Consider the following 21,927-nt stretch of genomic DNA (forward strand, 5'->3'; position numbering starts at 1 on the left):
AAACCTGTTAACTACAAGCATATTACCCATTAACAATCACCGAATCACATTAAAAAGAAAAACTCTGTAAATCTTTAGACTTACAGAGTTTCTTTATTTGGGATAAAGTAGTCGGGGTGGCAGGATTCGAACCTGCGGCCTCCACGTCCCAAACGTGGCGCGATAACCGGGCTACGCTACACCCCGAATTTTGGTTTCCCTATTTCGGACTGCAAATATATAATTTTTCTTTACAATCCAACAACAATTGTCTAACTTTAAAGTCTTAATCTTTTTTTAGATAATAATCTATGGATATGAAAACTATCATTATCGGATTAATCCTCTCTAGCACAATAGCTTGTGCACAAGATCAAAATCCTAAAAATTTAGAAAACACACACGAAGTTATAGTCTCAGACCTTAATATTCCTTGGGGTTTTGCATTTCTTCCTGATAATTCGATGCTAATTACCGAAAAATCTGGTGAGCTTATTCATTTTAAGAATGAAACAAAAACAAATATTTCCGGACTGCCAGAAATATATGTTCGTGGGCAAGGCGGTTTATTGGATATTATTCTACACCCTAATTACGATAAAAATGGTTGGATATATTTTTCCTATGCCTCCTCTGAAGGTGATGATTCAGGTGGAAATACAACTATCGCAAGAGCCCAACTAAAAGATAATAGTTTAACAAATTTACAAGTTTTATATAAGGCTTCTCCTGACACCACTAAAGGTCAACATTTTGGCTCTCGTTTGGCTTTTGATGATGACGGTTATTTGTACTTTTCCGTGGGAGAAAGAGGAAATAGAGATGAGAACCCACAGGATATCACTAGAGATGGCGGAAAAATCTATCGCCTTAATGATGACGGCTCTATTCCAAAAGACAATCCTTTTGTTAATAAAACTAATGCAAAAACAGCCATTTATTCTTATGGTCATAGAAACCCTCAAGGTATGACAATCCATCCAGATTCAAGACAAATATGGACTCACGAACATGGCCCAAAAGGTGGTGACGAAATAAACATTATCAAAGCTGGCAAAAATTACGGTTGGCCTGTAATTAGTTACGGAGTCAATTATATTGGTACAAAATTTACCGATATTACCGAAAAAGAAGGCATGGAACAACCCATTCATTATTGGGATCCTTCAATTGCACCAAGCGGAATGGCGTTTATTAAAAGTGACAAGTATGGTGATTGGGATGGAAATTTACTTGTAGGCTCTCTAAAATTTCAATATTTAGATATGTGCACTTTAAAAGATAATAAAGTCATAAAAGAAGAACGCTTGCTAGATGGATTAGGACGAGTGAGATGTGTAGAACAAGGTCCGGATGGTTTTATTTACGTTGGTATAGAAAATTTAGGAATTGTAAAATTGATAAGAAAATGAAAAACATAATTATTCTCGGAATTTTGATACTAACGATTGTATCATGTAATTCAAATACAAAAAAGTCCAATACTACAGCTCAAAATTATACAAAAGTCAGTCAAGATAATCCTAAACTCATTGCTAGCATTGAACGTGGCAAAATTATCTATAATGATATGTGCGTCACTTGCCATTTACCAGAAGGTAAAGGAGTACCTAGGGCGTTTCCACCATTGGCAGACTCAGATTATTTGAGAGAAAATCAAAACGAAAGCATCAAAGCTGCTAAATACGGTATATCTGGCAAAATTGTAGTGAACGGCATCACCTATAATAGCACAATGGCGCCATTAGGTCTTTCAGACAAAGAAGTCGCTGATGTTATCAATTACGTCAATAATAGCTGGGGAAATGCGATTAACAACTTTGTAACACCAGAGAAAGTTTCCAAATTATAAACGAACTATACTACATAAATAATTAAATTTGTAGCATTCAAACAAACTAAATTAAATATGCTTATTATAGGAATTGCAGGTGGTACAGGCTGCGGAAAAACGACGGTTGTAAACACTATTTTAAAAGAATTACCTGAAGGTGAAGTTGGAGTAATATCCCAAGATTCCTATTACAAGGATACCTCTCATTTAAGTTTTGAAGAGCGTGTTAAAATTAACTTTGATCATCCAAGATCTATAGATTTTGAATTACTAGAGCAACACCTCAAAGAATTAAGAGCAGGGCATAGCATTAATCAACCCGTGTATTCATTTGTTAAACACAACCGAACAGGGGATGTAATTGTTACCAAACCAAGAAAGGTTATGATTGTAGAAGGGATATTAATATTATCTCATGCTGAAATACGAGACCTTTTTGATATTAAAATATATGTTCATGCAGATTCCGATGAGCGCCTAATACGACGTTTAAGACGCGATATCACAGAACGAGGCCGTGACATCAACGAAGTACTCCAACGCTATCAATCGACATTAAAACCAATGCATCAGCAGTTTATTGAGCCTATGAAAGAATACGCAGACATTATTATACCAAATAATAAATACAATACGGTCGCTGTAGATATCGTTAAAACAATAATTAACGAACGCTTATAATGTCTAAATTCAATATAAAATATCTGAAGCCATTTAAGAATATCTATGTTATAGTTCTTGTCGTTTTCGTGGTTTGGATGTTGTTTTTTGATGCACATTCGTGGTTATTTCACCATGAATTAAATACGGATATAAACGAGTTAGAATACCAAAAAGAGCACTATAAAAATGAGATGGCAAAAGACAACAAAGCCATTAAAGAATTAAGTACAGACGAAGGTATTGAGCGTACAGCACGAGAAACTTACTACATGAAGAAATCTAACGAAGATATTTTCATTATTGAATACGAAGACAGTATTCCAAAAAACAAACAAGATGAGTAAATCATTATTTAAAGATTTTGATTCCGTGTCTTCAAAAGCATGGAAGCAAAAAATACAGGTCGATCTTAAAGGTGCAGATTACAACGATACCCTAATCTGGAAAACCAATGAAGGCATTGATGTTAAACCATTTTATCATGCTGATGAATTTGAAACCCTACCCGAAGTCTCAAAAAGTAATGCAACCAAATGGAAAATAGCACAATCTATTGAAGTTACAGACGCTAACGTAGCTAATTTAAAAGCCATAGATGCTATTTATCGTGGAGCTGAAAGCATTTTATTTAATATAGCCTCCAAGGACACCTCAACAGAAGACTTGCTCCAAAATATCGATTTAGATACCGTAAAGGTGCATATTACCTGCAATTTTCTTTCAGAAGATTTCATTAACGATTTATTAACCACTACCTCTAGTACTTTTAAAGCGCCTCAAATATATATCCACACAGACATCATAGGTAATTTAGCTAAAACAGGAAATTGGTTCAACAATCTTAACGATGATTTCATTAACCTAAAAACTATTGTAAAATCAACCCATCAAATCAGTATCGATTTGGGTATATATCAAAATGCTGGCGCTTCTAGCGTTCAGCAATTAGCATACAGTTTAGCTCATGCAAATGAGTATTTGAATCACTATGACGGATCTAAAGACACGTCCTTAAACGAAATAAACATAATATTCAATACATCAATTGGTTCAAACTACTTCTTTGAAATAGCAAAAATTAGAGCTTTACGTCAATTATACACCACACTAGCTTCCGAGTATCACGTCAATGAAGACTGTACAATAATTGCGACACCTAGTAAACGTAATAAAACCATATACGATTACAACGTTAACATGCTGCGAACAACCACCGAATGCATGAGCGCTATTCTTGGTGGAGTCAATGAAATTTGTAACTTACCGTACGATGCCTTATTCCATATACCAAATGAATTTGGAGATCGTATTGCCAGAAACCAGCTTTTAGTTTTAAAAAATGAAAGCTATTTCGACAAAGTAAATAACCCTGCAGACGGAGCTTATTACATCGAAAGTTTAACAGAACAATTAGCTGAAAAAGCCCTTGAGTTATTTAAAGATATTGAATCCAACGGAGGTTTTTTAAGTCAATTGAAAGAAGGGACAATTCAAAGGAAAATTAAAGAAAGTGCTGCTAAAGAACAGGCCGATTTTGACGCTGAAAAACTAATCTTATTAGGCACAAACAAACATCCTAATAACGCTGACAAAATGAAATCTAATTTAGAAATTAGTCCATTTTTAAAAATCGAAAAGCGCAAAACATTGATTGAACCAATTATTGAGAAAAGATTATCTGAAAAATTGGAAATCAAAAGATTAAGCACCGAGTAAAACTCAGTATTGACAAAACCTATAGTTCTCTTTTATCTCTAAAACACATCAAGAATGTCTAGAAAAAATCTTCAACATATAGCACTAAAAAACGAAGCGCAAACTTTGAAACAAAGCGAAGAAAAAGACTTTCTTACAGCCGAAAATATCAGAGTCAAATCAACGTATTCAAAAGACGATATTCAAGACTTAGAACACCTTAATTTTATTGCAGGTATCGCGCCAAATCTTCGGGGACCATACTCAACTATGTTTGTTCGCAGACCTTGGACTATTAGACAATATGCAGGGTTTTCAACAGCCGAAGAAAGCAATGCTTTTTATAGAAGAAATCTAGCCGCGGGACAAAAAGGATTATCAGTAGCATTTGATTTAGCTACACACAGAGGTTATGATTCTGACCACGAACGTGTCGTTGGAGATGTCGGAAAAGCAGGCGTGGCCATAGACTCGGTTGAGGATATGAAAATTCTTTTCAATCAAATCCCTCTAGATAAAATGTCAGTATCCATGACAATGAATGGGGCTGTGTTACCCATTTTAGCGTTTTACATTGTAGCAGCTGAAGAACAAGGAGTTAAACCCAACCAACTCGCAGGAACAATTCAGAACGATATTCTAAAGGAGTTTATGGTTAGAAACACATACATCTACCCACCTACTCCATCCATGAAAATTATCTCTGACATATTTGAATACTCAAGTAATAATATGCCAAAGTTTAACAGTATCAGCATATCAGGCTACCACATGCAAGAGGCTGGAGCCACTTGCGATATCGAATTAGCTTACACTTTAGCTGATGGACTAGAATACATCAGAAAGGGACTTGAAGCCGGCATGGACATTGACACCTTCGCCCCGAGGTTATCTTTTTTCTGGGCAATTGGCATGAATCACTTTATGGAAATTGCCAAAATGCGTGCTGCACGAATGCTATGGGCTAAACTCGTAAAGCAATTCAACCCAAAGAATCAGAAGTCGTTAGCACTTAGAACCCACTGCCAAACCTCTGGTTGGAGTCTTACCGAGCAAGATCCTTTTAATAACGTAGCCAGAACCTGCATTGAAGCCTCTGCTGCCGCTTTTGGAGGCACACAGAGCCTACACACTAACGCTTTAGATGAAGCTATTGCCTTGCCAACAGACTTTTCAGCTCGTATCGCAAGAAATACACAGATATATTTACAACAAGAAACGCACATCACAAAAACCGTAGATCCCTGGGCTGGTAGTTATTATGTTGAAAAATTGACTAACGACATTACAAAAGAAGCATGGAAACTAATACAGGAAGTCGAAGAACTAGGCGGCATGACCAAAGCTATCGAGGCTGGCATACCCAAACTACGCATTGAAGAAGCTGCGGCTCGCAAACAAGCCCGAATAGACTCTTCACAAGACATTATTATTGGGGTTAACAAGTACCGCTTAGAACAAGAAGACCCAATATCCACTCTCGAGGTAGACAACCAAACCGTAAGACTACAGCAAATTGAACGCTTAAACAGCATAAAAGCAAGTCGTGATAAAACCGCTGTCACAGAAGCATTATCAAAACTAACAGAATCTGCAAAGACAAGTGAAGGAAATTTACTAGATTTAGCAGTAGATGCTGCAAGAAAACGCGCCACTTTAGGAGAGATAAGCGACGCACTAGAAGTTGAATTTGGCAGATACAAAGCACAAATTAAATCATTTTCAGGGGTGTATAGTAAAGAAATAAAAGACGATAAAAGCTTTCAAAAAGCAAGAGAATTAGCGAATCAATTTGCAGAACAAGACGGACGAAGACCTCGAATTATGATTGCCAAAATGGGACAGGACGGGCATGATAGAGGTGCCAAAGTTGTCGCTACGAGCTATGCAGATGTAGGGTTTGATGTAGACATTGGACCGCTCTTTCAAACACCAAAAGAAGCTGCAAAGCAAGCCGTTGAAAATGACGTTCACATCCTCGGGATATCTTCCTTAGCAGCAGGCCATAAAACATTAGTACCTCAAGTCATAGAAGAACTAAAAAAATATGATAGAGATGACATAATGGTTATTGTTGGAGGCGTCATACCAAAGCAAGATTACCAGTATTTATTCGACGCCGGAGCTGTTGCTGTTTTTGGACCTGGAACTAAGATCAGTGATGCTGCCATTCAAATTTTAAACATTTTAATTGATTAATTCATTGTTGTTTTCCAAATTTTCGCCTAACATTAAAACGATGTCTAATAGTCTATGAGGACAACTAAAAAAATCATTAAACGATACACCCTAATCCTTTTCATCTTAGGGCTACTCATTATACATTTTATTGTCCCTCGTTTTATAGTAGAAACGAGAAGCCCTATCGTAGAATTATTTAAAGCAGAAGACGTCACAACCTCCCAAACGAAATCTAATACCAACTCTAAATTCAAAAGAAAAAAAATAACAATTACAACTTTTGACAAGCTTAAACTATCCGCCCTAATAACATACTCAAGTTCAACACATGTTAAAGGCACAATTATATTATTGCACGGCAGCAGCCACACTAAAGAACATTTCTTAGTTCTAAGTGAGTTTCTTTCTATTAATGGCTTTAACTCAGTTGCATTAGACTCTCGAGGATTTGGCGAAAGCAAAGGACAATTTTTCACATACGGAGCCAAAGAAACTAAAGATATTCAAACATTAATTACACAATTAATTAATAATGAAAACTTAGATAACATAGGGCTTTGGGGACAATCTATAGGCGGGGCCTTAACTCTACAAGCAATGGGAATGGACAACCGTATTGCTTTCGGAATTGCTGAAAGTACTTACACAGACTTAAAGACAAATATTCAATATTACATTAAGCGTCATACTGGCTTCAACCTAAAATTATTTAGCGATTATTTAGTTGACAGAGCAGGACGCATCGCTGATTTCAATCCCGATGAGGCTAATCCTTACAAATACAGCAATAATATTACACAACCTATACTCGTTGTTCATGGCTCTAAAGATACAGCTATCCCTATTTCAAAGGGAAGAGCCAACTACTCAAGGATTAAAAGCATCGATAAAGAGTTTATGGAACTAAAAGCTGCAGGTCATTCGGATATTTGGGCAATTGGTAGCGATAAGTACTTTGAATCAGTACTCAAGTTTCTAAACAAACAAGCTCTACCTTCAAACTAAGTATTTAGTTAAAATAACGGTATTCCTTTAGCTTTCATTATTTTATGTTTAGATTAGTGGGAAATTCTCATAAAACACTAATCAATTAAACCCATCAATCAATGAAAAAATTTAGTATTGGCGCATTAACAATAATGTGTCTAACCTTTGTATTCCCATTAAATGCTCAGGTTGTAAACGCAAAATTAGAATCAGAAGCAACTTACACCCCATCAACCCCTATTCCCACAGATCCTAATGTAAAAACTGGCACTTTAAAAAATGGCCTCACTTACTACATTCAAAATAATTCAAAACCAGAAAATAAAGTAGAACTGAGACTCGTTATTAACGCCGGCTCTATCCTAGAAGATGAAGACCAATTAGGTTTGGCTCACTTTATGGAACACATGTGCTTTAATGGTACCAAAAACTTCGAAAAAAATGAACTGGTAGATTATCTACAAAGTATTGGAGTAAAGTTTGGGGCGCATCTCAACGCTTACACTAGTTTTGATGAAACTGTTTACATCCTTCCTATCCCTAGTGATGATCCCGAAAAACTGGAAAAAGGATTTCAAATCATAGAAGATTGGGCTCATAATGCACTTTTAACTGACGAGGAAATAGATAACGAACGCGGCGTTGTTTTAGAGGAGTACCGACTAGGTAAAGGTGCAGACGAACGTATGATGCAAGAATATTTACCAAAAATGATGCACGGTTCGATGTATGCAGAACGCCTTCCTATTGGTACAAAAGAAAATTTGGAAACTTTTGAATACGAAAGTTTAAAACGTTTTTATAAAGATTGGTACAGACCAGATTTAATGGCTGTAATTGCTGTTGGAGATATTGACGCAGCTGTATTAGAAGAAAAAATAAAATCACATTTCGGACATATAAAAAACCCTAAAAACCCAAAACCAAGACCGTCATTCGACTTACCAAATCATGAAGACACCTTTGTCGCTATTGAATCTGACAAAGAAGCCCCGTTTTCTAATGTCCAATTAATGTTTAAAGACAAAGTGAACTCCACACCAGATGTTACTTATGCTGATTACAGAAACTCCATGGTTGAAAGTTTATTCTCCCAAATGATAAATAACCGACTAGATGAAATTAGAAATGGTGACAACCCGCCTTTTGTATATGGGTTCACTTATTACGGCGGTACCTATGCACGTACCAAGAACGCATTTCAATCTTCTGCTATGACGAGTCCAACCGGACAACTAGACGCCTTAAAAACGCTCTTAGTAGAAAATCAACGTGTACGTCAACACGGTTTCTATGAAGGTGAATTTAACCGTGCAAAAAAAGACATTATTGCTAATATGGAGCGTGCCTTTAAAGACAGAGACAAGATGGAATCAAACAGAATCGTTGGGCGTTACATTAGCAATTTCCTAGAGCAAAACCCTATTCCTAGTATGGATTGGAGATTCGACTTTATGAAATCACAATTGCCGACAATTACATTAGATGAGGTTAACGCCCTCATCAAATCTTACATCAAAGAAGACAACCGCGTAGTTATACTTACTGGTCCAGAAAAAGAAGATTTAGAACAAGTAAAAGAAGCGCAGGTATTAGAGCTATTAGATTCAGTTAATGCTATGGATTTAAAACCTTATGAGGATAAAGCTGTTGCCTCTTCATTAATTACAAATGCACCATCTAAAGGCAGCATTGCGGAATATAAAACTGACGACACATTGGGCACAACGACTTTAGTTTTAAGCAATGGAGCTACAGTAACCTATAAGAAGACTGATTTTAAAAATGATGAAATTTTATTTGATGCTTTTAGTTACGGAGGAACGTCGTTATATTCTAACGAAGAATATAAAGCAACTTCTAACGCTAATGCTGGTTTAACTGAAGCCGGAGTAAATGGTTTTGGTAAAGTTGAACTAAGTAAAATGATGTCTGGTAAAATCGCAAATGTGAGGCTTTCAATCGGCACTTATAGTGAAGGTTTATCCGGAAACACGACTCCAAAAGATTTAGAAACGTTATTTCAATTGACGTATTTGCATTTTACAGCTTTAAATAAAGACGAAAACGCTTTTAAAAGTTTTGCTGATAAACAAAAAGCGTTTTTAGGCAATCTACTATCGAGTCCACAATTTTATTTTCAAGATCAATTGTCTGAGTTTATTTATGGAAAAAACCCAAGATACACAGGGTTTCCTACAGCAGAAGACATGGACAATGCAGACTACAACTTAGCCTATAAAAAATATAAAGAGCGCTTTGCTGATGCGGGTGATTTTCATTTCTATTTTGTAGGAAACATTGACGAAACTAAGTTTGTAGAATTATGTGAAACCTATTTGGCAAGTTTACCGTCAACAGAAAGCAATGAATCTTATAACGTTAGTGATTTTAGACCTTTAACAGGTAGCCACGAAAAAATTATAGAGAAAGGTGAAGACCCTAAAAGTTCGGTAAGAATAACCTACCATGGTCCAACAGATTACGATGAAAAAGAAGCACATGCTTTAAAAAGTCTAGCTGAAGTATTATCTATTAAATTAATTGAAAAGTTACGTGAAGAAGAAGGTGGCGTATACGGAGCTGGTGCTAATGCAAGTATTAGTAATATGCCTTATGACTGGTTTAGATTTAATATTAGCTTTCCTTGTGGTCCAGAAAATGTTGATAAGCTTATCACGGCAACGATGAAGGAGGTCGATATTTTAATCAAAGATGGTCCGACAGAAGTCGATTTAGAAAAAGTAAAAAAGGCTCAAGTCTTAGATTATAAAGAAGATCTAAAAACCAATAGATTTTGGTTAGGGCAACTCAAAAACGCTGATTACCTCAAAAAAGATGCTCATAATATCTTAAAATTTGAAGACGCCGTAAATAGTTTAACTGTTGCCGATTTACATAACGTAGCTAAAAAATATTTAACTCAAGGCTATATCACTGGTATTCATAATCCAGAAAAATAAGATTACACCTATTTTATTGAGCAGCCTTCATAATTTCTAATGAAGGCTGTTTTTTTTTTATAGAACTGTTAACAACTTCAATTTCTTAAAGTCGTAAATAATCGTAATTTTAAGCCCTTATATTTAACCAAATCATTTAATGGGTAAAATCATTGCAATAGCAAATCAGAAAGGAGGAGTTGGTAAGACAACAACCTCAGTAAATTTAGCCGCTTCACTAGGTGCTCTAGAGAAGAAAGTGCTGCTTATAGATGCAGATCCTCAAGCCAACGCAAGTTCAGGTTTAGGTATTGATGTAGACGCTGTTGAGATAGGATCCTATCAGGTTTTAGAACACACTGCTTTAGCAAAAGACGCTATTGTAGCCTCTAATGCACCGAATGTAGATGTTTTACCTGCGCATATCGATCTTGTCGCTATAGAAATTGAATTAGTAGATAAAGAAGCGCGTGAGTACATGCTTAAAAAAGCTATTATCGATTTAAAAACGGAATATGATTACATTTTAATTGACTGCGCGCCGTCCTTAGGATTACTTACCTTAAATGCATTAACTGCTGCAGATTCGGTTATTATCCCTATTCAATGCGAGTATTTTGCACTAGAAGGTTTAGGCAAACTGTTAAATACTATTAAAAGTGTACAGAAAATCCATAATGAAGCGTTAGACATAGAAGGTTTATTATTAACAATGTTCGATTCGCGTTTACGTTTATCTAATCAAGTTGTAGAAGAGGTCCAAAAACACTTCAGTGATATGGTATTTGATACAATTATTCAAAGAAACGTACGCTTAGGAGAAGCTCCAAGTTATGGAGAGAGCATTATTAACTATGATGTAAGCAGCAAGGGTGCAGTAAATTATTTGAGCCTAGCAAAGGAGCTGATTAAGAAAAATGAATTATAATGGCGAAAGCAACAAAAAAACAAGCATTAGGACGCGGTCTTTCGGCCTTACTCAAAGACCCTGATAACGATATAAATTCTGCAGAAGATATCAACGCGGATAAAGTGGTCGGTAATATTGTAGAACTTGATATTGAAAGTATTGAGGTCAATCCGTTTCAACCAAGAACTAATTTCAACGAAGAAACATTAAAAGAACTTGCATCTTCCATTCGCGAACTTGGAGTGATTCAACCAATAACGGTTAGAAAATTAGCATTTAACAAATATCAATTGGTATCTGGTGAGCGCCGTTTTAGAGCATCGAAATTAATTGGATTAGAGGCTATTCCTGCTTACATAAGAATCGCCAATGACCAAGAGTCGCTAGAAATGGCTTTGGTTGAAAATATTCAACGTCAGGATTTAGACCCTATAGAAATTGCTTTATCCTACCAGCGTTTAATTGACGAAATTCAACTTACACAAGAGCAAATGAGCGAACGTGTTGGTAAAAAACGTTCTACGATAGCAAATTATTTGCGCTTACTAAAGTTAGATCCAATCATACAAACAGGTATGAGAGATGGTTTTATTAGTATGGGTCATGGGCGTGCTATGGTTAATATTGAAGACCAAGTGGACCAATTAGAAGTTTACGAAAAAATAATAAGTAATAAACTATCTGTAAGAGCTACTGAACAATTAGTAAAGAATTTAAATTCTGATATACCAGCCAAAACAGAAGAACCTGCTTTTGAAATTCCTAAGCATATTAAAAAAGGAGTAAGGGACTTTTCAGAATACTTCGGTCATAAAATAGACGTTAAAGTTACTAAGACCGGAAGCGGAAAAATAACAATACCCTTCCATTCTGAAGAAGATTTTAATCGAATTAAAAAATTAGTTCAACGTGACAAATAAAGGGTTTTACAGTCTTTTAGTATGCTTATTTTCTGTGCTTTTTTCATTTTCACAAATAGAAAAAGATAGCACTAGTATTGCCATAGAAGAGAGTCCAATTATTGCGAATGAAACGCTGATAAAAAAAGAAATAGATCCGCTAAGACCTTCTAAGGCCGCCTTTTATTCTGCGGTACTCCCTGGTTTAGGGCAAGCTTACAATAAAAAATATTGGAAGATTCCGATTGTATGGGGAGCTATAGGCACAGGGGTATATTTCTTTGTTAGTAATGACAAGCAGTTTGACCGTTACAGAGATGCTTATAAAAGTAGGTTGGCAGGATTTACATCAGATGAGTTTTATGGTTCTATTTCTGATGATGGACTTATTAGAGCACAAGAGCAATTTAGACGAAATAAAGAAATGTCTATTTTAATAACTTTAGGCTTATACGCTCTAAATATTATTGATGCCAATATAGACGCACATTTACTTCAATTTAATGTAGACCCAAACCTAAGTCTAAGCCCACATTATCAATATAATGAATTAGAAAACACTTCAGATTTAGGACTAACACTTAATTTTAAATTTTAACATGAAAATAGCTTTACTCGGTTATGGACGAATGGGTAAGAGTATTGAGGCTATCGCACTAAAGCGAAGTCACGGTATCGTCTTAAAAGTATCAGACTCAAATTCTAATTATGATTTTGCTGATGCAGATGTCGCTATAGATTTCAGCATCCCAACAGCTGCCGTAGCTAATATAAAAAAAGCTTTGGATGCTGGTGTTCCTATAATTTCTGGGACAACAGGTTGGTTAGATCAATACGATGAGATAATTGACTACTGTAACTCTAAAGGAGGCACATTTCTTTATGCTTCAAACTTTAGCTTAGGTGTTAATCTTTTCTTTGAACTCAATAAAAAATTGAGCGAATTGATGTCTGGTTTTTCAGAATATTCCACAGAAATAGAAGAAATTCATCATACACAAAAATTAGATGCACCTAGCGGAACTGCGATTACGTTGGCAGAGCAGATTATAGAACATACCAATTATAGCAATTGGACTTTAGGCACCCCAAAAGCTACTGAAATCATAATCGATGCAAAACGCATTGAAGGCATCCCTGGTACTCATGAAGTTACTTACAACTCAGAAGTAGATGCTATCAGTATTAAGCATACGGCGCACAGCAGACGAGGTTTTGCGATGGGAGCTGTTATAGCTGCAGAATGGATTAAAGATAAAAAAGGTATCTTTAGTATGAAAGATGTGTTAAACATTGGTTAATTTGCCAACCTAACGCAACGTATTATAATAATTTTCACCCGACACTAGACAAAATATAAGGTTATGACCTGGACACAATGGTTTATTTTTATACTCATTTTACAAATCACACATGGACTAGCGACATGGAAATTATATATTAAAGCCGGTAGAAATGCTTGGGAAGCATTTGTGCCAATTTATAACGCAGTGGTATTAATGAAAATTATCTCTCGCCCTTGGTGGTGGGTGCTTTTAATGTTTTTACCAATCGTAAATCTTGTTATGATTCCGGCTGTATGGGTAGAAACCGCTCGCTCCTATGGAAAGGATAGTAAAATAGATGCCCTTTTATGTATTGTTACGTTAGGCTTTTACTTGTTCTACCTTAATTATGTTGCCGATGTAAATTACATTGAAAACAGGCAGCTTAAACCAAAAACAGCGACAGGAGAATGGATAACATCTATCCTTTTCGCTATAGTTGCAGCAACAATTGTTCATACGTATTTCTTTCAACCTTTTGTGATTCCTTCCTCATCGTTAGAGAAGTCTTTATTGGTTGGTGATTTTCTAATTGTTAGTAAATTTCATTACGGTGCACGCACCCCGATGACCACCGTTGGAGCTCCAATGGTACATGATACTATTCCTGTTTTAGGAAAAAAATCATACCTCTATAACGATAATTTTGAAGAACGCAACACCTCTTGGATTAACAAGCTTCAATTGCCGTTTTTTAGATTTCCAGGTTTTGAAAACGTAGAGCGTAATGATATCGTTGTTTTTAACCAGCCAGCGGATACCTTGCTAAATATGAATGATTTTTATCCCGACCGAAATTACTACAAACCTATTGATAAAAAAACCAACTTAGTTAAGCGTTGTGTTGGTGTTGCGGGTGATACTTTAGAAATTAGAAATGGATATGTCTTTATTAATGGAAAACAAAATAAGTTACCACCAAGATCTCACCTTCAATTTTCTTACGATATTACGTTTAAGAGGCAATTGCAACCTGCGCGTATTATTGAAATTTTAAAGAAATATGACATCACAGACGGCTTAGGTTACGGAAGTACCGAAGGGTCTTATGCCATACCTGCTGCCACGGATGAAGCGGTTGCTCAGTTAAGATTACACCCTGAAGTTGCTTCAATTGTACCAACTAAACAAGAAAAAGGTGTTGATGGCAAAATTTTCCCTAGAGACGCTAATTATTCATGGAATTCTGACTTTTTTGGACCAATGTGGATACCAAAAGCGGGAGGCACTGTAAATCTAACTACAGATAATATTTCTATTTATAAACGTGCGATTGGAGAATACGAAGGCCATAACGTGGTAACTAGAGGTGATCAAATTTTTATTGATGACCAACCAGCTACATCGTATACTTTTAAGCAAGATTACTATTGGATGATGGGTGACAACAGACACAATTCTATTGACAGTCGTTATTGGGGATTTGTGCCTAACGATCATATTTTTGGTAAACCTGTATTCATTTGGATGAGCATTGACGGTATTAACGATGGTATTAAAAACTGGAGTTTCCGTTGGGACCGCATATTTACAACTGTTAGTGGTGGAAATGAACGTACGTCTTACCTAATTCCGTTTATTGTTCTTGTTTTAGGAATTACATTCTTTAATAAATGGAGAAAGAAGAAAAAGGCAACATCATAAAAACAGACTAAATTAGTCGCTATGACAAGTCTTATACACCCAACCTATTTCCCAAATATTGCACACTTTTGGGCTGTTGTAAATGCGGATTCAATTCACCTTGAGGTTTTTGATAATTACCAGAAACAATCTTACAGAAACCGAACCGAAATTTATGGTGCTAATGGAAAATTAGCCTTAACAGTTCCTGTGAATTACACTCAGAAAAACAGACAGCTTTATAAAGATGTGAAGATTGCCAATGAAGAACAATGGCAACTTTTGCATTTAAAGTCGCTACAATCCGCTTATAGTATGTCGCCTTTCTTTGAGTTTTATATTGATGATTTCATGCCGCTTTTTGAAAATCAATTTGACTATATCTTAGACTTTAATCTAAAGTGTTTCGATATTATAATAAACAGTCTTCAATTAGGCATTCAACCCACGAAAACAAGGGTATATGGAAAAGAACCTTTAAATAAAACAGATTACAGACATTTAGTAAAGCGAAATTCTAAAGTTAAAGCCTTTGAGTCTTATACGCAGGTTTTTACTGAGAAGCACGGTTTTATTCCTAATCTTAGTATTTTAGACCTATTATTTAATGAAGGGCCAAATACGGAGTTGTATCTAAAAAAGCAGAAATTACACCTCATTTAATTAGATTATTTTTTTTATGAAATTCAATGATGAAAAGAATGTACTGTCTAAGTTTCCTCTTAAATAGTACTTAATAAGTAAATAATGCTTCAATCCTCTATTCATTACGGCATACACTTTGGCTTACCTTTGGTAGTAGCTATTGTGTTTTATAAGACGTATTGGTTAAAGGCTTATGGTATCATGATTTTGGGCATGCTTATAGATTTAGACCACTTATTAGCCAATCCTATTTTTGACCCTAACCGTTGTAGTATCAACTTTCACCCACTTCACTCCTACTATGCTATTGTGGTGTATATAGTGCTATTAATTCCGAAAAAAGTCCGAATAGTTGGTCTTGGATTGGTCATTCATATTATTGCTGATACAGCAGATTGCTGGCTCATGTAAATTATGGTAAACTCAATGTAGTCTTTACAGGGTAATGATCTGATAATTTGACATCAAACGTTTTAAAACTATTTACTTCAAAATTATCGTCGGCCAAAATAAAATCTATTCGCATTGGGAAAAATTTAAAATCATAAGTTCTTCCAAAGCCATTTCCTGCGTCTTCAAACGTATCTTTTAAATCATCTCCTTTCACCATTCTGTAGATATAAGAATAGGCTGTGTTATTAAAATCGCCAGTTACAATTGTTTTATATTTTGTTTTTGACTTGTGTTTTAAAAACAGTTCTACTTGGTCTTGTTGTGCCTTGAAGGTTGCACCAACTTGCTTAAATAAATGACTAGAGGTTTCTTTTTTTAATTTTTCTACGTCGGTCTGTATCCCTGATGATTGCAAATGAAATGTATAAACTCTAAGTGTATCCTTTTGCTTAACGATGTCTACAAAAATTGCATTGTTATATGTATTTGGAAATTCTAATGAGCCTGAATTAATAATTGGAAATTTAGAATAAATAGCTTGTCCCCCTTTAACGCCTTTATTATACGTAGCATTAAAATCATGGTAGCCCTCAAGTTTTACTTGCTCGCTTCTTGGATATTCTTGAAGACATAAAACGTCTGGTTGTTCTCTCTTTATAAAATCGAGAATACTATCCTTTACCGTTTTATCCTTCAACCAATCGTACTTATTAAAAAGTCTGACGTTAAATGACATTACAGAAAAACTAGCATTGTCTTTGATATCTTCTGAGGCCGAAAACTTATACATCGAATTTATATAATTCCAACCCAACACCAGTACAACTAACGATAACAGCATTTGCTTTTTAACTCGAAGTAACCAGTATATAAAAAAAACAATGTTGAATAATATTAATAACGGAACACCTAAACTTAGAACAGATAACGATGCAAAACTTCTCGGAGACACATATGGTAGAATATAAGATATAAGCAATAAAAATGCAACCAACGAATTGATGATAAACACAATTTTACTACCAAATCTTAACCCTTTCACGTCTTTTAGTCTTTACCTACTTTAAATAAAAATGATTTTTCATCAGCTGTTAAACTTTCATAGCCACTTTTACTAATCTTATCGAGAATCGTATCAATCTTCTTTTGTTTATCTAACGCATCAGATGAATTTTTAGTCTTTTTAGCCGCTGTACTTTTTGTTTTATTCTTATGGACCGTTTTAAGATTAGACTTTGGTTTAAATAAATTCATAAAGCTATCCATAGTGCGTTCAAAACCTTTTCCGATATCTGTACCTTTTAGTAGTTTGGTAGCATAAATGTACCCTAATAGATAACCTCCAAAATGTGCAACATAACCACCTTGATTTAGGCCTAAAGACATTCTAAATAGATCTAAGCCAACAATAACCATGGCAATATACTTCCATTTTACATTAAAGGAATTGAATAATCTAATTTCGCTATTAGGCATATAAGCAGCCACAAAAAGTAGCAAGGCACTAACGCCAGCAGATGCCCCTACAAGTACACCTGAAGTATTAAAGACATTAGAAGGCATTAAGTTCGCTACGGCTAAATATGCTAAGCCGCCAAAAATAATTCCTAAGAAATAGATATTAAGAACCATTTTATCTCGAAATAGATTTGTTGTTATTCGAGATAAATAATAAAGAAATAACATATTAAATGCTAAGTGCAACAATCCATTATGTAAAAAACCATAGGTAATTAAAGACCATGGTTGCATTATAAAATCTAGGATATCTAATGGCAATTCAAAATAGCTAAACAGATTAAATCGTAATAATGATTTAAAAATAAGTCCAATAAAAAACACAATAATATTAATGGCAATGATTTTACCAAAAACATCGAGGTTTTTAAACTTGTATTTCAAATCTTGAATCGTACCCATAATTAGTTCCAACGGTATTTATTCATATCATTTCTCTTCCAATACCACATAATTAAAAATCCTATTACTGCACCACCTACGTGAGCCATATATGCCGTATTACTAGGACTAAAGAAAGAGGTTCCGGTTATTGCCGAAATAACATCCAATAATATTATTCCTGGTATAAAATACTTCGCTTTAATTGGTATCGGTAAAAATATCATCATTAATTCTGCATTAGGATTCATCATTCCGAAAGCAGCTAAAATTCCCATAATACAACCAGAAGCTCCTACCATAGCACTTCGGTTGAGAACATTTAAATCAAATAAGGCTTTAAAATTATCTCCTGTAATAGGTGTCGTAAAATTAACTTCATTTAACAATGGTATCATTTTCTGATGAAGAATTTCACTCTGAATATAATCACCAGAACGGGCATCTATATTCATTATCTTATGCAAAAGCTCGGTACTTAAATTTAAATCAGCAATACTTTGCATCGCTGTAAAATAATCAACATAATAATATCCTAATTGAAACAGTAAAGCTCCAAAACCAGCAGAAAAATATACGAACAAAAACTTTTTGGTACCTAATCGTTGCTCCACAGGCGTACCAAACATCCAAAGCGCAAACATATTAAATAGTAGATGCGTAGGACTACCATGCATAAACATATGTGTGACCACTTGCCATGGTTGAAATAAATCATTTGTCGGAAAAAACATTGGGAACAAATTGTCAAATAATTTACCATCACCCAATGTAACAGTTCCTATGAACATTACTACATTAATGATCAATAAATGTTTTACGGCATCTGTTATATTAAATCTCATATACTACATGAATTTTTTTTCAATATCATCAACTGCCATCGTAATAAACGTTGGCCTATTGGTTGGTGATACATTTGGTTCCTTACAGGCAAACAAACTATTTACCATATGTTCTTGCTCTGTGCTATTTAATGACTGCCCGTTTTTAATTGCCAAACTCTTGGCCATAGACTTTGCCAATAAGTCCGCAGCACTAAAATTAGTGTCTGGCACGTCATTTTCTACATCACTAATTAATTGTTCTAAAATAATAGAAACTTCACTTTCTGGTACCCCAACAGGAACTCCAGTTATCATAATCTCTTTTGTATTAAATTCCGAAAACACAAAACCCGTATGCTCTAAATCGGCTTTCAAGTCTTCTATAATTTTTATTTCATTAGGTGTAAAATGCAATTGTAACGGAAATAATAATTGCTGACTTGTCGCTTCCTTTATCGTAATATGTCTTAAAAAGTTTTCATATAAAATTCGCTGATGTGCCCTATTCTGATCAATCACTAACATACCAGATTTTAAGGTACTCACAATATATTTTTGTTGTAATTGAAATGTTGTTTTTCTAGTTTCAATAGATGAATCGCTAAAAATAGATTCATTTTTCGATTCACTTTCAAACGTCACTTGGCTAAAATCGGATTGCGAATTATTACCTTTCGATTCCAATCCTACATACAAGCTTTCCCATGATGCTGTTGGCGCAGACTTAAATCCGGTGTTATGGCTTGTTGTTTTTTGCTTTATACCAGAATCATCTACAAAAGGATTAAAGCTACGATCCACTTCAATTGCAGGTGTAGACGCTTTTTTATCCTTATAATCATATGGAGTATTCAAACTACTCTGATGTTCAAAATCTAAAACTGGTGCGATGTTAAACTGCCCTAAACTATGCTTCACAGCCGAGCGCAAAATGGCATACAGCGTGTGCTCATCATCAAACTTAATTTCAGTTTTTGTTGGATGAATATTAATATCTATCGATTTTGAATCGACGGTAAGATTTAAAAAGTAACTAGCGTGATAACCATCCTTTAACAAGCCTTCAAATGCCGATTTGATAGCATGATTTAAATATGGACTTTTAATAAAGCGTTGATTCACAAAAAAGAATTGCTCCGATTTCGTTTTCTTCGAAAAGTTAGGTTTCCCTACAAACCCTGAGATTTTCAAGACTTCAGTTTCCTCTTCCACTGGCACCAGTTTCTCATTGGTTTTAGTTCCAAAAATATGAACAACCCGTTGTCTATAATTTTCTTGAGGAACATTAAACAAATCTGTACCATTATGATAAAAAGCAAAAGCAATATCGGGATGTGCTAATGCCACACGATGAAACTCGTCTGTAATATGGCGAAGTTCCACAGTATCTGACTTTAAAAAATTGCGTCTTGCCGGAATATTAAAAAATAAGTGCTTTACGGAAACCGACGTTCCTGTTGGAATTACGGCAACCTCTTGCGATTTCACCTCACTACCCTCAATAACAATGGTCGTCCCTAAGTCGTCCTCGTCTTGTTTCGTTTTTAATTCAACATGTGCAATTGCAGCAATACTAGCTAAAGCCTCCCCCCTAAATCCCTTAGTGTTAAGTTGAAATAAATCTTCAGCAGCTTTAATTTTTGATGTAGCATGACGCTCAAAACTAAGACGAGCATCAGTAACACTCATTCCTTTACCGTTATCGATAACTTGTACTAAGGTTTTTCCAGCATCTTTAATAATGAGTTTAATTTCTGTAGCGTTGGCATCTATGGCGTTCTCCAATAGTTCTTTGACTACCGAAGCCGGACGCTGAACCACCTCACCTGCTGCAATTTGGTTAGCGACATGGTCTGGTAAAAGTTGAATAATATCTGACATTAGCTTTGTGGAAGAAAAATAGATAAATCGAAACCAATGATAAACAAAAACAGTAAAACTAAAATTGCTACAATAATAATAACGCGTTTATTAACATTATCATCTGGATTATGCTTGTAATCATTAATAGCAGCACTAAATTTTCCTTTAATACCTTTAGCCGGAGATATTGAAGTTCTATGCTCATCAAACTTATGTTTAAGTTCAAATGGATTACCATCCCCTTTGTAATAACGTGGTTGATAATTAAACTTTTTATTTTTTTTCAATTTCATGAATCCCATAACATTCTTATCTAGATATATTCTTCAAGAATATAAATTAAAACAAAAATCAAAACTAATAAGATGATTAAAGCTGGTAAGGTAGAAAGTAATTTACCTCTACTTTTGTCTCCACCTTTAGCATCATTCCATTTTGCTTCGAAGTCGGCTCTCGACTTTTTGTCTTCGGAATCCTGAAAACGAGGTTTATAGTTAAAACGTTTATTTTTTCTTTGCTTAAACAAGTGGCTCTTAAATTAAACTTGATTAATCTCAAAAGTACTGAAAATACGAGGAATTATACCTTAAGGATTCCTTAAAATTATTAACAAAAAGGATGCCAGAGTTTGCAGTTTGCAGTTTGCAGTTTGCAGTTTGCAGTTTGCAAAATTAAATTTTAGCCTATCACAAAATATAAGTGTATATTGTTATAAGGCGATGTGACTGCCAACTGAGGACTGAGAACTGATTACTTACAACGTCTCTTTACGTAAAGCCGCCATCTTTATAGCCGCAATAGCCGCTTCGGTACCTTTATTACCATGTATGCCGCCAGAACGGTCAATAGATTGTTGCATCGTATTATCGGTAAGCACACAAAAAATCACAGGGATATCTCCTTTTACATTAAGATCTTTAATGCCTTGAGTAACCCCTTCACATACAAAATCAAAATGCTTTGTTTCACCTTGGATTACACAACCAATTACGATAATAGCATCTAACATTCCGGAGTCTGCATAAATACTTTTACTCATTCTAGCTGCACCATAGGTTAGCTCAAAAGCACCAGGCACATTCCAGCGGACAATGTTTTGCTTGATTGCCCCACAATCTAAAAGGGCTTCAAAAGCACCTTCCCATAACCCTTCGGTGATGGTGTCGTTCCATTCTGAAACAACAATCCCAAACCGAAAATCTTTCGCGTTTGGGATTGTTGCTTTATCGTAAGCCGATAAATTATGATTTGCTGTAGCCATA

Annotated in this window: 22 protein-coding genes and 1 tRNA gene; 15 read left to right on the forward strand and 8 right to left on the reverse strand. The window is 35.1% G+C overall.

What is annotated here, in order from left to right:
* Positions 1–111 precede the first annotated feature (111 nt).
* Positions 112–186, reverse strand: a tRNA-Pro gene (locus HM986_RS17060).
* Between the two features lie 104 nt (positions 187–290).
* Between HM986_RS17060 and HM986_RS17065 the strand changes: the two genes are divergently transcribed.
* From HM986_RS17065 to HM986_RS17135, 15 genes are all read left to right on the forward strand, one after another.
* Positions 291–1,391, forward strand: a complete 1,101-nt coding sequence (locus HM986_RS17065; protein ID WP_179336257.1) for a PQQ-dependent sugar dehydrogenase — start codon at positions 291–293, stop codon at positions 1,389–1,391.
* A complete protein-coding gene (locus tag HM986_RS17070; protein WP_179336258.1) occupies positions 1,388–1,831 on the forward strand; it encodes a c-type cytochrome in 444 nt (147 codons plus the stop codon). The genes HM986_RS17065 and HM986_RS17070 overlap by 4 nt, the downstream gene beginning before the upstream one ends.
* A gap of 57 nt (positions 1,832–1,888) precedes the next feature.
* Positions 1,889–2,494 (forward strand): uridine kinase, encoded by a 606-nt coding sequence (gene udk / locus HM986_RS17075; RefSeq protein ID WP_179336259.1) that lies wholly within the window; start codon positions 1,889–1,891, stop codon positions 2,492–2,494.
* Entirely contained in the window at positions 2,494–2,820 is a 327-nt protein-coding gene (locus tag HM986_RS17080) for an FtsB family cell division protein (RefSeq protein WP_179336260.1), read from the forward strand. The genes udk and HM986_RS17080 overlap by 1 nt, the downstream gene beginning before the upstream one ends.
* Positions 2,813–4,192, forward strand: coding sequence for a methylmalonyl-CoA mutase subunit beta (locus tag HM986_RS17085; protein WP_179336261.1), 1,380 nt, complete (start codon positions 2,813–2,815; stop codon positions 4,190–4,192). Before HM986_RS17080 ends, HM986_RS17085 begins: the two co-directional genes overlap by 8 nt.
* Positions 4,193–4,246: 54 nt before the next feature.
* Positions 4,247–6,370 (forward strand): methylmalonyl-CoA mutase, encoded by a 2,124-nt coding sequence (scpA, locus tag HM986_RS17090; RefSeq protein WP_179336262.1) that lies wholly within the window; start codon positions 4,247–4,249, stop codon positions 6,368–6,370.
* Positions 6,371–6,424: 54 nt separating this feature from the next.
* Complete coding sequence (locus HM986_RS17095; RefSeq protein WP_179336263.1) at positions 6,425–7,357, forward strand: alpha/beta hydrolase; 933 nt, start codon at positions 6,425–6,427, stop codon at positions 7,355–7,357.
* Between the two features lie 101 nt (positions 7,358–7,458).
* Positions 7,459–10,302, forward strand: coding sequence for a M16 family metallopeptidase (locus HM986_RS17100; RefSeq protein ID WP_246288529.1), 2,844 nt, complete (start codon positions 7,459–7,461; stop codon positions 10,300–10,302).
* Positions 10,303–10,441: 139 nt separating this feature from the next.
* On the forward strand, positions 10,442–11,209 hold the full coding sequence (locus HM986_RS17105; RefSeq protein ID WP_179336264.1) for a ParA family protein: 768 nt from the start codon (positions 10,442–10,444) through the stop codon (positions 11,207–11,209).
* Positions 11,209–12,111, forward strand: coding sequence for a ParB/RepB/Spo0J family partition protein (locus HM986_RS17110; protein ID WP_179336265.1), 903 nt, complete (start codon positions 11,209–11,211; stop codon positions 12,109–12,111). Before HM986_RS17105 ends, HM986_RS17110 begins: the two co-directional genes overlap by 1 nt.
* Complete coding sequence (locus HM986_RS17115; protein ID WP_179336266.1) at positions 12,101–12,688, forward strand: DUF5683 domain-containing protein; 588 nt, start codon at positions 12,101–12,103, stop codon at positions 12,686–12,688. The genes HM986_RS17110 and HM986_RS17115 overlap by 11 nt, the downstream gene beginning before the upstream one ends.
* A gap of 1 nt (position 12,689) precedes the next feature.
* The gene (gene dapB, locus HM986_RS17120) at positions 12,690–13,391 is read left to right on the forward strand and encodes a 4-hydroxy-tetrahydrodipicolinate reductase (RefSeq protein ID WP_179336267.1); all 702 of its coding nucleotides are present in this window, start codon (positions 12,690–12,692) and stop codon (positions 13,389–13,391) included.
* Positions 13,392–13,454: 63 nt separating this feature from the next.
* Positions 13,455–15,059, forward strand: a complete 1,605-nt coding sequence (lepB, locus tag HM986_RS17125; RefSeq protein ID WP_179336268.1) for a signal peptidase I — start codon at positions 13,455–13,457, stop codon at positions 15,057–15,059.
* A 21-nt stretch (positions 15,060–15,080) separates the two neighbouring features.
* Complete coding sequence (locus HM986_RS17130; RefSeq protein ID WP_179336269.1) at positions 15,081–15,701, forward strand: WbqC family protein; 621 nt, start codon at positions 15,081–15,083, stop codon at positions 15,699–15,701.
* Positions 15,702–15,785: 84 nt separating this feature from the next.
* Positions 15,786–16,094 (forward strand): DUF6122 family protein, encoded by a 309-nt coding sequence (locus tag HM986_RS17135; RefSeq protein ID WP_179336270.1) that lies wholly within the window; start codon positions 15,786–15,788, stop codon positions 16,092–16,094.
* A gap of 1 nt (position 16,095) precedes the next feature.
* On the opposite strand, the gene HM986_RS17140 is transcribed toward HM986_RS17135, so the two are convergent.
* The 7 genes from HM986_RS17140 to ribH form a co-directional block, all read right to left on the reverse strand.
* A complete protein-coding gene (locus HM986_RS17140) occupies positions 16,096–16,917 on the reverse strand; it encodes an endonuclease/exonuclease/phosphatase family protein (protein WP_246288530.1) in 822 nt (273 codons plus the stop codon).
* A gap of 206 nt (positions 16,918–17,123) precedes the next feature.
* Positions 17,124–17,996: a rhomboid family intramembrane serine protease gene (locus HM986_RS17145; RefSeq protein ID WP_179336286.1), complete on the reverse strand. Its 873-nt coding sequence runs from the start codon at positions 17,994–17,996 to the stop codon at positions 17,124–17,126.
* 2 nt (positions 17,997–17,998) lie between these two features.
* Positions 17,999–18,820: a rhomboid family intramembrane serine protease gene (locus tag HM986_RS17150; RefSeq protein WP_179336272.1), complete on the reverse strand. Its 822-nt coding sequence runs from the start codon at positions 18,818–18,820 to the stop codon at positions 17,999–18,001.
* 3 nt (positions 18,821–18,823) lie between these two features.
* A complete protein-coding gene (gene mutL / locus HM986_RS17155; protein ID WP_179336273.1) occupies positions 18,824–20,683 on the reverse strand; it encodes a DNA mismatch repair endonuclease MutL in 1,860 nt (619 codons plus the stop codon).
* The gene (locus tag HM986_RS17160) at positions 20,683–20,967 is read right to left on the reverse strand and encodes a riboflavin synthase subunit beta (protein ID WP_179336274.1); all 285 of its coding nucleotides are present in this window, start codon (positions 20,965–20,967) and stop codon (positions 20,683–20,685) included. The genes mutL and HM986_RS17160 overlap by 1 nt, the downstream gene beginning before the upstream one ends.
* Positions 20,968–20,978: 11 nt before the next feature.
* Positions 20,979–21,191, reverse strand: coding sequence for a hypothetical protein (locus HM986_RS17165; protein ID WP_179336275.1), 213 nt, complete (start codon positions 21,189–21,191; stop codon positions 20,979–20,981).
* Between the two features lie 228 nt (positions 21,192–21,419).
* Positions 21,420–21,926 carry a 6,7-dimethyl-8-ribityllumazine synthase gene (gene ribH / locus HM986_RS17170; RefSeq protein WP_179336276.1) on the reverse strand — a complete coding sequence of 169 codons (507 nt, stop codon included), beginning with the start codon at positions 21,924–21,926 and terminating at the stop codon, positions 21,420–21,422.
* Position 21,927 lies beyond the last annotated feature (1 nt).

Source organism: Winogradskyella costae (assembly GCF_013403865.1).
In the GTDB taxonomy this organism is placed as follows: domain Bacteria; phylum Bacteroidota; class Bacteroidia; order Flavobacteriales; family Flavobacteriaceae; genus Winogradskyella; species Winogradskyella costae.